Raw genomic sequence first — 8,942 nt, forward strand, 5'->3', positions numbered from 1 at the left:
CGCGCGCCGTCGAGCAGCTGTCGGGCGCCGACGTCCCGGCGACGCAGGCCGGCGACGGCCTGACCGCGGCACCGGCGGCGGGCATGGTCACGGTCACCTGCGGCGGCCTCACCGACGGCTTCGTGTCGCCGGAGCTCGCCCTGGTCGTGCTGAGCGAGGCGGACCTCACCGGCCGCGGCGCGGGCGCCGGAACGTCCACAAAGGACCTGAACGTCAAGATGCCGTCCCGGCGGCGCAACGCGGTCGACCCGCTGGCGCTCAAGGCGGGCGACTACGTCGTGCACGACCAGCACGGCATCGGCCGGTTCGTCGAGATGGTCCAGCGGACGGTCGCCGGCGCCACCCGCGAGTACCTCCTGCTGGAGTACGCGTCGTCGAAGCGCGGCCACCCGGGTGACCGGCTGTTCGTCCCCACCGACCAGCTGGACGAGGTTTCCCGCTACGTCGGCGGTGAGCTGCCCACGCTCAACAAGCTGGGCGGCTCGGACTGGAAGAACACCAAGGCCAAGGCGAAGAAGGCGGTCAAGGAGATCGCCGCGGAGCTGGTGCAGCTGTACGCGGCGCGCCAAGCCGCGCCGGGGCACGCGTTCGGCCAGGACACCCCGTGGCAGGGCGAGCTGGAAGACGCCTTCCCGTTCACGGAGACGAACGACCAGCTCGCGGCCATCGACGAGGTCAAGGCCGACATGGAGCGCGGGGTCCCGATGGACCGCGTCATCTGCGGCGACGTCGGCTACGGCAAGACGGAGATCGCCGTGCGCGCGGCGTTCAAGGCGGTCCAGGACGGCAAGCAGGTCGCGGTGCTCGTCCCGACGACGCTGCTCGCGCAGCAGCACCTGAACACCTTCACCGAGCGCATGCGCTCCTTCCCGGTGAAGATCAAGGGCCTGTCCCGGTTCACGAACAAGGCGGAGTCGGACGCGATCCTCGAGCAGCTCGCGAGCGGCGAGGTCGACATCGTCATCGGCACGCACCGCCTGCTGCAGACCGGCATCCGCTACAAGGACCTCGGCCTCGTGATCGTCGACGAGGAGCAGCGCTTCGGTGTCGAGCACAAGGAGCACATCAAGGCGCTGCGCACCCACGTCGACGTGCTGACCATGTCGGCGACGCCGATCCCGCGCACCCTGGAGATGTCGCTGGCCGGCATCCGCGAGATGTCGACGATCCTGACCCCGCCGGAAGACCGCCACCCGATCCTGACCTACGTCGGCGCGTACGACGACAAGCAGGTCGGCGCGGCCATCCGCCGCGAGCTGCTGCGTGACGGCCAGGTCTTCTACGTCCACAACCGCGTTTCCTCGATCGAGAAGGCGGCGCGGCGGATCCGGGAGCTGGTGCCGGAGGCGCGCGTCGTCACCGCGCACGGGCAGATGAACGAGGAGAAGCTCGAAAAGATCATCCAGGGTTTCTGGGAAAACGAGTACGACGTCCTGGTGTGCACCACGATCGTCGAAACCGGGCTCGACATCTCGAACGCGAACACGCTGCTGGTCGAACGCGGCGATCTGCTCGGATTGGCTCAGCTGCACCAGTTGCGCGGCCGCGTCGGGCGCGGGCGCGAGCGCGGGTACGCGTACTTCCTGTATCCGCCGGAGGCCCCGCTGACGGAGACGGCGCACGACCGGTTGGCGACGATCGCGCAGAACACCGAGCTGGGCGCGGGCATGGCGGTCGCGATGAAGGACCTCGAAATCCGCGGCGCGGGCAACATCCTGGGCGCGGAGCAGTCCGGGCACATCGCGGGCGTCGGCTTCGACCTCTACGTGCGGTTGGTCGGCGAGGCGGTCGACGCGTTCCGGCGGCACGCGGGCGCGGAGCCGGCGGAAGACGAGGAACTGGCGGAAGTCCGCGTCGACCTCCCGATCGACGCCCACATCCCGCACGACTACGTCCCGGGCGAGCGGCTGCGGCTGGAGGCGTACCGCAAGATCGCGGCGGCGCCGGACACCGAGGGCCTCGACGCGGTCCGCGAAGAGCTGATCGACCGCTACGGCCAGCCGCCAGCGCCGGTCAACCGGTTGCTGGCGGTGGCGAAGTTCCGGCACACGTGCCGCGAGGCGGGCGTGACGGAGGTGGCGGTCCAGGGGAACACAATCCGCTTCGCGCCGTTGCCGCTGGCCGATTCGCAGATGGTGCGCTTGAAGCGGCTGTACCCGAAGGCGCTGTACAAGGCGGTGACGAACACGGTGTCGGTGCCGAAGCCGACCGAGGGCCCGGCGGGCGGCCGGATCGGCGCGCCGACGTTGCGGGACGAGGAACTGCTGGACTGGTGCACGAAGCTGCTGGTGCAGCTGACCAAGAAACCGGCGGCGGTCTAGCGGAAGCACGTGAAGGCCACCTCGAGGAAGGTGGCCTTCACGAACTCCGGGGTCAGCCGACTTCGCTGAACATCGGCGGCAGCGCCTCCGCCAGCCCCATCCGCACCTGCTCCTGGGGCACCGGAACCGCGCCGGCGCCTGCCATCGGCAGCGGCCGGGGCCGCCGCGGCATGCGCGAACCCGAACCCCCGCCCCGTCCGGGGTACACCAGCAACCCCCGCGCCGGATCCGGGACGGCGTCCAGCGCCGCCGTCACGACCGGCAGCCCCCGGAACGCGTCGCGCCGTTCCTCGCTCCCGAACTCGATTTCGAGCACCACACCCCACCGGTGCTCGTGCCACACCCACTGCTCGGCGCCGTTCGTCAGCGCCGCTTCGGCGAGTGCGTCACCGTAGGCGAGCCGCCACTTCGTGGCCGTGTGCTCACCGTCGAAGACTTCGATGGTCAGCCAATGGTCCATAAGTCGACATTACGGCCGCCGGTACCCCAAGGGTGTTGCGTTTCGGCACCGATGGTGTGAGAGGGTATGCGTTGTGATGCGGATCATGGGGCGCCCTCGCGCGCTGGTCGCGGTCGTTGCCGGTGCTCTTCTGCTCGCCGGGTGCGGTGCCGGCCCCAGCCAGGTCGGCAGCGCCGTCATCGTCGGCGACCGGTCGGTGTCGATCGACTCGGTCCAGTCGATGATCGACCAGGCCGTCCGCGAACACCCGTACGCGAAGAAGCTCGCCGGTGAGCACAAGCTCGACCTGCTGGGCCGCGAGATCGTCCGGCAGACCGTTCTCCACGAGCTGACCGTGCGCGCCACGAAGCAGGAGAACCTCGCCGCGGACCAGGCGAAGATCGCGGCGCTGGCCGCGCAGGTGACTCCGGCCCCGGTCACCGACACCGGGCAGGGCGACCAGGTCGCCGTCACGCAGATCGTCTCGAAGCTGCGCGACCGGAACGAGGTCGCGAGCGACGTCGTCCTGGAGCAGGAGCTCGCCCGGAAGACGCTGCCGAAGCTGTCCGTCGGCGCGGACTACATCGGCATCACCGCCAGCGGGGACAACGACCAGGCCGCCCGCACCCGCGCGTTCGACCTCGCGAAGGAGTTCGCCGCCGACCCGGGCAAGGTGCCGGCCACCGTCCAGCAGGCGCAGCAGGAAGCCCAGCAGGCGCAGCAGGCCCAGCAGACCGGGATGCCGGCCCCGCAGAGCGGCTACTCCGCCGGGCAGACCGCCGAGCTCTTCGGTGCCGCGCAGTACCCCGGCCTCGCGCAGACCGCGCTGTTCGGCTCCGAAAAGAACAGCGTCGTCGTCTTCCAGGCGCAGAAGCCGCAGAGCGCGGACTGGTTCGTCTTCGTCATCCGCGCCCGCGGCACCGACCAGGCCGTGCCGGCCGACCAGGAAGCGCAGAAGCCGACGGACGCGCAGCTGACGTCGATCGGCACCCGGCTGCTGCAGCCGTACCTCGGGCAGAGCGGCCTGCGCGTCAACCCGCGTTACGGCGTGTGGGATGTTGTGGGCATGAACCTCGTGCCGAACTCCGACGCCACCCAGGGCATCGTGCTGCCCGTGCGCGGTGCCGCGCCCGCGCAGCAGTGACCACGGGTGTCGTCGTTGTCGTCCGCGGGACGACGCTGCCCGGCGCGGCGCTGAAGCTCCTTCGCGAGTCCACGGAGGTCTACGCGGCCACCGACGTCGACCCGGCCGCGTTCGGCGTCCCGGCCGTCACCGAGGCGCCTTCGCTGAAGGACGTCGTGCTGCTGGCCGGGTCGCGGGACGAGCCGGCCGCGTCGCTGCTCATCGCGACCGGCGCCGTCGTCATCGAGACGCCGCCGCCGCCTCTGGTGCGCGCCGCGGAGGTGATGGACCGGCTCCGCTCGCCGGGCGGCTGCCCGTGGGACGCGGTCCAGACGCACGAATCGCTGCGGCAGTACCTGGTCGAGGAAACCTACGAACTGCTCGACGCCATCGAAGACGGCGATCGTGAAGCGCTGCGCGAAGAACTCGGCGACGTCCTCCTGCAGGTGCTGTTCCACGCGCGCGTCGCGGCCGAGGACTCGGCCGACCCGTTCGGCATCGACGACGTCGCCACCGCGCTGGTCGAAAAGCTGATCGGGCGGCATCCGCATGTGTTCGCCGACGCGGACAAGGTGCACACGGTCGAGCATCAGAACCTCAAGTGGGAAGAGTTGAAGCAGCGCGAGAAGAAGCGCAAGTCCATTGTGGACGGCGTGGCGCTCGGCCAGCCCGCCGCCGCGCTGGCGGGCAAGCTGGGCCAGCGGTCCGGGCGGGCGGGCATCCCGCTCGACCTCTTCCCCGAAGGCTCGGGCGCCGCCGCCCAGCTGTTCCGCATCGCGGCCACGGCGCGCCGCGCGGGCGTCGACCCCGAAGACGAGCTGCGCACGCTCGCGAAGCAGTTCGCGCGGGACGTCCGGGGCGCCGAGAAGGCGGCCCGCGACGCCGGCCTGGAGCCGACAACCCTCGAAGCCGACGGCTGGCGGAAGTTCTGGCCCACCCGATCGGTGTGACGCAGCACACATCCGGGTGAGAACCGTTTCCGATCATCGGGCGTCTTGCCTGGTGTGAGACACCTGCCACTGGACAGCGCGGACGAGGAACACCTCGTCCGGCGCACGGCCAAGGGCGACCGCGCGGCGTTCGAGGAGCTCTACCGCCGCACGTCGCCCTGGCTCGCCGTGCGCTTGCGCCGCCGGTGCGCGGACGACCAGATCGTCGCCGAGGTCATGCAGGAGACCTACCTGGCGGTCTGGCGCGCGGCGGGTTCGTTCGCGGGAGCGGTCGGCGGTGGGAGCGCGGTCGGCTGGGTGTGGACGATCGCGGCGCGCCGGCTGGTCGACGCGTTCCGTCGTCGTGCGCACCACGCGCAGCCGCCGCCGGAGATCGCGTTCGACTGCGCGCCGGTGGCGGCCGCGGAAGACGAGGCGCTGTCGGTGGCGCTGGGCGACGAGATCGGCGACGCGCTGCGCGATCTCGCGCCCGAGCTGCGGGCGGTCCTGCAGGCGATGGTGCTCGACGGGCTGACCGTCCGCGAGACCGCCGTCCTGCTGGGGCTGCCGGAAGGAACCGTCAAGACCCGCGCTCGCCGGGCGCGGATCGCGATGCGGGAGGCACTGTCATGAACCACGCGCCGGACCGGCTCATCGCCGTGTACGTCACGGGCGGCGACCTCCCGGGTGACCAGCTGTGGGGCCTGGAGGCCCACTTCGAGAGCTGCCGGGTGTGCCGGGCGAAGATCGCCGAGGTCGCGCCCGTCCAGCCGGTGGTGGACGTCGTCTGGAACCGGCTCGAGCCCGAGCTCGAGTTCCGGCTGTCGCCGGTCCCGTTCCACGAGTCGCCGGTGGCGAGGTCACGGCCCCGGCTGCGGAGGTTTCGGTGGCTCGACACCTGGGTCACGCCGGCGATGGCGCCGTGGCTGGCGATGATCGCGGCGGTCACCCTGGTCGCGGTGCTGCTCGACGGGGTCTGGCACGCGGTGCTCCACGTGCCGGCGGTGCAGCTCTTCGCCCCGATCCTGCCGGTGCTCGGGGTCGCGGCGTCGTGGGCGCGGGGGCTCGACCCGGCGTACGAGGTCGTCGCCGCGACGCCGCGGGCCGGGCTCTACCTGGTCGTCCGGCGGACGGTGGCGGTGCTCGCCGTCGTCCTGCCGGTGCTCGGCCTCGCCGGGTGGCTGACCGGCACCGCGCCGGCGCTCTGGCTGCTGCCGAGCCTGGCGTTCACGACCGGCACGCTCGCGCTCGGCGGTGTGTTCGGCGTCAGCCGGGCGGCGTACGCGCTGATCGCGGTGTGGGTGGCGATCGTCGTGCTGCCCGCGTTCATCCAGCGGGAGCAAGCGTTTGCGCTCACCACCGGCGCGCTGCCGGTGTGGGCGGGGATCTTCGCGCTGACCACGGTGGTCGTCGCCCTGCACAGGGCGGCGTACACCCGGCTCGGCGCGCACCACTAGGGAGGAAGCTATGCGGGCAGTGGGGGCCGCCGAGGTCGCACCGGCGACCTACGCCTGGGAAATCCGGGCGCAGGGGCTGAAGGTGCGGGTGGGGCGGCGGAAGATGGCCGTGGACGGGCTGGACCTGTCCCTCGGCAAGGGGGTGCACGGCCTGCTCGGGCCCAACGGCGCGGGCAAGACGACCCTGATCAGGGCACTGGCGACGGTGCTCCGGCCGGCGGCGGGCAGCCTGACGCTGCTGGGCACGCCGGCGGGCGGCCAAGCCGGCCAGCGTGACCTGCGCCGCCGGATCGGGTACCTGCCGCAGAACTTCGGCTACTACAAGCGGTTCACGGTCCGGGAGTTCGTCGAGTACCTGGCGTGGCTCAAGGAGGTGTCCAAAGAGGACATCCCGGGCGCGGTCCAGCGCGCGATCGAGCGCGTCGGGCTCGCCGACCGGGCCGACGACCGGATGAAAACCCTGTCCGGCGGCATGGTGCGCCGGGTGGGGATCGCCCAGGCGATCGTCAACGACCCGGACATCCTCCTCCTCGACGAGCCGACCGCGGGCCTCGACCCGGCCCAGCGCGTGCGGTTCCGCGAGCTGGTGCAGGAGCTGGGCCGCGATTCGTGCGTGCTGATTTCGACGCACCTGGTCGAGGACGTCGCGACGGCGTGCTCGGACGTGGTGCTGTTCGCGGAGGGGAAGCTGGTGTTCCAGGGAACACCGGGCGAGCTGGCCGAAGCGGGCACGCTGGAGCACGTCGGCGACAGCCCCATCGAGCGCGGCTATTCGGCGCTGCTGAACCACGAGCCGGGCAAGGGGGCGTGGTGATGTCCGAGGAACAGGCACTGGGTCGTGGTGAGGCCGGGCTTGCGCTCGGCCGCGGCGGGGCTGGACTTGGGCTTGCCCGCCTTGCCGCCGGGCTTGCGGCGAGCCGCGGTGGGGCCGGGCTTGCGGTGGGCCATGTGGGGCCTGGACTCGCGCTCAGCTGCCGCGCGGCCGGACTCGCGCGGGGCCGCGGCAGGGCCGAACTCGCGCTTGCCGCCCGACGCACGCCGAGCGCGAGGGCCTCGGGCACCCAGGCGGTGGTCCGATGATCCTCCGCACCGAACTCCGGCGCTCCATCGCGCCCTGGGCCGGGCTGGCGGTTGTCGTCTTCGCGCTCGGGTTTCTCTTCCTGCTCACCGGCCCGTGGTGGAAAGCGCCCGCGCCGTGGACCGCGCACAGCACCACGACCGCCTTGTGGCTGCGGTTCCTGCTGGTCTTTCTCTGGCCGGTCGTCGTGGGGGCCGGGGCCATCCAAGGCATGCGCGACAGCCGCTCCGGGATGGTCGAGCTGCTCGCCACCACGTCGCGGCCCGCCTGGCAGCGGCTGGTGCGGCTGGCCGGTGCGGTCGGCGGGCTGAGCGTGGCCGGTTTCCTGGTCGTGTTCGCCGTGGGGGCCGTCGAAATCCTCGCGCACGACGGGTTCTTCTCGCTCGGCTTCCTGCCGGTGCTGCTCGTCGGGTCGCTCGGGGTGCTCGCGGGCAGCTGGCTCGGGCTGGCGGTCGGGCGGCTGCTGCCGCACCCGCTGGCCGCGCCCGGGGCGGCCGTGCTGGCGTTCGTGCTGACGATCCTCTGCTGGATGTCGCTCGAGAGCGGGCTGGATCCGGTGTTCCCCGCCCGGGTGGGGCCACTCGCGCCGTCGCTCGCGGAGCCGCGCGGGGAGATGGTCACGACCACCGCGTCGCTCGACCTCGGGCAGGGCGTGTGGTTCCTCGGACTGGCCGTGACGTCGTTCCTGCTGCTGGCCGCGCGTTCCGTGCGGACGCGGCTGCTCAGCCTGCTGCCGCTCGCCGCGGGGCTCGCCGTGGCCCTGCCGTTGTTCCCGGCGGTGTCAGCCGACGCGCTCACGACGGACAGCGTGGCCGGCCGGAAGGTCTGCGACGGGCCGATCTGCGTGTCCGAACTGCACCGCGACCGGCTTGCCGCGTTGCGGGGCCCGGGTCGTGAAGCGCTCGCGATGCTGGCGAAACTGCCCGACCCGCCCACCCGGATCGAAGAGCAGGTCCTGGCGCCGCCGGTGACCGAGCCGCCGCGGCGTGATCCGCACGTCGTCTACCTGGACTTCCAGCGCAACGACCTGCTGCTCACCGCGGGTGCGGACGACCTGCGGCTGGCCGTACTGTCCGGGGCCGGGTTGCCCAGCTGCGAGCGGCCGAGCGCCGCCGGCATCGCGGACCAGGCCGCCCGCGCGATCGCGGCCGGGTATTTCACCGGAAAGCTCGAACCGCTGCCCGAATACACCCGGAACTGGTTCAAGCGGGAATTGCCGTCGATCGAGCAGGTGTGGCGGCAGTTCCGCGCCCTGCCGGCCGACGTCCAAGCCACGCGGATCACCGCACTGCGGCAGGCCCTTTTGACCTGCACGGGTGAACCGCTCGACACGCTCGTGCCCGGAGCGCTCAGATGAGGTGGGCGGCGCTGTACGCCCGCTCTCGCCAGCTGCCGGCGGCGGCCGCGGCGCTGCTCGCCGTGACACTCGGGCTGTGGTTCCTCGGGCGGGGCTCCTGGAACCTCATCCTGGTGGCCGTGACGCTGACGGCGGGCATCGCGGTGGCGGCGATCGGCCTGAGCGGGCAGGACGCCGACCTCGACCGGGCGGCGGCGCTCCCGTGGCCGCCGCGGCGGTTCGCGCACCTCGCGCTGGT

At 72.1% G+C, this 8,942-nt stretch carries 9 protein-coding genes and 1 pseudogene; 8 read left to right on the forward strand and 2 right to left on the reverse strand.

Annotation, left to right across the window (positions count from 1 at the left end):
- A partial coding sequence (gene mfd, locus G3I65_RS51065; protein ID WP_160703152.1) for a transcription-repair coupling factor occupies positions 1–2,321 on the forward strand: 2,321 nt, incomplete at its 5' end.
- 52 nt (positions 2,322–2,373) lie between these two features.
- Here the strand turns inward: mfd and G3I65_RS51070 are convergent.
- The gene (locus G3I65_RS51070) at positions 2,374–2,781 is read right to left on the reverse strand and encodes a hypothetical protein (protein WP_160703154.1); all 408 of its coding nucleotides are present in this window, start codon (positions 2,779–2,781) and stop codon (positions 2,374–2,376) included.
- Between the two features lie 85 nt (positions 2,782–2,866).
- Between G3I65_RS51070 and G3I65_RS51075 the strand changes: the two genes are divergently transcribed.
- The 5 genes from G3I65_RS51075 to G3I65_RS51095 are packed head-to-tail and all read left to right on the forward strand — an operon-like array spanning position 2,867 to position 7,083.
- Positions 2,867–3,904, forward strand: coding sequence for a hypothetical protein (locus tag G3I65_RS51075; RefSeq protein WP_375336787.1), 1,038 nt, complete (start codon positions 2,867–2,869; stop codon positions 3,902–3,904).
- On the forward strand, positions 3,901–4,833 hold the full coding sequence (locus G3I65_RS51080; RefSeq protein WP_160703158.1) for a MazG family protein: 933 nt from the start codon (positions 3,901–3,903) through the stop codon (positions 4,831–4,833). Before G3I65_RS51075 ends, G3I65_RS51080 begins: the two co-directional genes overlap by 4 nt.
- A 54-nt stretch (positions 4,834–4,887) precedes the next feature.
- Positions 4,888–5,445, forward strand: a complete 558-nt coding sequence (locus G3I65_RS51085; RefSeq protein WP_160703160.1) for an RNA polymerase sigma factor — start codon at positions 4,888–4,890, stop codon at positions 5,443–5,445.
- Positions 5,442–6,269: a zf-HC2 domain-containing protein gene (locus tag G3I65_RS51090; protein WP_160703162.1), complete on the forward strand. Its 828-nt coding sequence runs from the start codon at positions 5,442–5,444 to the stop codon at positions 6,267–6,269. Before G3I65_RS51085 ends, G3I65_RS51090 begins: the two co-directional genes overlap by 4 nt.
- 10 nt (positions 6,270–6,279) lie before the next feature.
- Positions 6,280–7,083, forward strand: a complete 804-nt coding sequence (locus G3I65_RS51095; protein ID WP_160703163.1) for an ABC transporter ATP-binding protein — start codon at positions 6,280–6,282, stop codon at positions 7,081–7,083.
- Here G3I65_RS51095 and G3I65_RS51100 read toward each other — a convergent pair.
- The gene (locus G3I65_RS51100; RefSeq protein ID WP_160703165.1) at positions 7,038–7,217 is read right to left on the reverse strand and encodes a hypothetical protein; all 180 of its coding nucleotides are present in this window, start codon (positions 7,215–7,217) and stop codon (positions 7,038–7,040) included. The two genes, G3I65_RS51095 and G3I65_RS51100, sit on opposite strands and share 46 nt — an antisense overlap.
- Positions 7,218–7,345: 128 nt before the next feature.
- Between G3I65_RS51100 and G3I65_RS51105 the strand changes: the two genes are divergently transcribed.
- Together G3I65_RS51105 and G3I65_RS51110 are read left to right on the forward strand one after the other, a co-directional pair.
- Positions 7,346–8,704: a hypothetical protein gene (locus tag G3I65_RS51105; RefSeq protein WP_160703167.1), complete on the forward strand. Its 1,359-nt coding sequence runs from the start codon at positions 7,346–7,348 to the stop codon at positions 8,702–8,704.
- Positions 8,701–8,942 (forward strand): annotated as a pseudogene (locus tag G3I65_RS51110) (hypothetical protein); the annotation flags it as partial. The gene G3I65_RS51105 and the pseudogene G3I65_RS51110, both read left to right, overlap by 4 nt.

This window comes from Amycolatopsis sp. SID8362, from assembly GCF_010550475.1.
In the GTDB taxonomy this organism is placed as follows: Bacteria; Actinomycetota; Actinomycetes; order Mycobacteriales; family Pseudonocardiaceae; genus Amycolatopsis; species Amycolatopsis eburnea.

Bases quoted from the DNA above. Each gene is read 5' to 3' on its own strand.
- G3I65_RS51070 (WP_160703154.1), bottom strand. From the start codon at position 2,781: ATGGACCATTGGCTGACCATCGAAGTCTTCGACGGTGAGCACACGGCC.
- G3I65_RS51075 (WP_375336787.1), top strand. From the start codon at position 2,867: ATGGGGCGCCCTCGCGCGCTGGTCGCGGTCGTTGCCGGTGCTCTTCTG.
- G3I65_RS51090 (WP_160703162.1), top strand. From the start codon at position 5,442: ATGAACCACGCGCCGGACCGGCTCATCGCCGTGTACGTCACGGGCGGC.
- G3I65_RS51095 (WP_160703163.1), top strand. From the start codon at position 6,280: ATGCGGGCAGTGGGGGCCGCCGAGGTCGCACCGGCGACCTACGCCTGG.
- G3I65_RS51100 (WP_160703165.1), bottom strand. From the start codon at position 7,217: ATGGCCCACCGCAAGCCCGGCCCCACCGCGGCTCGCCGCAAGCCCGGC.
- G3I65_RS51105 (WP_160703167.1), top strand. From the start codon at position 7,346: ATGATCCTCCGCACCGAACTCCGGCGCTCCATCGCGCCCTGGGCCGGG.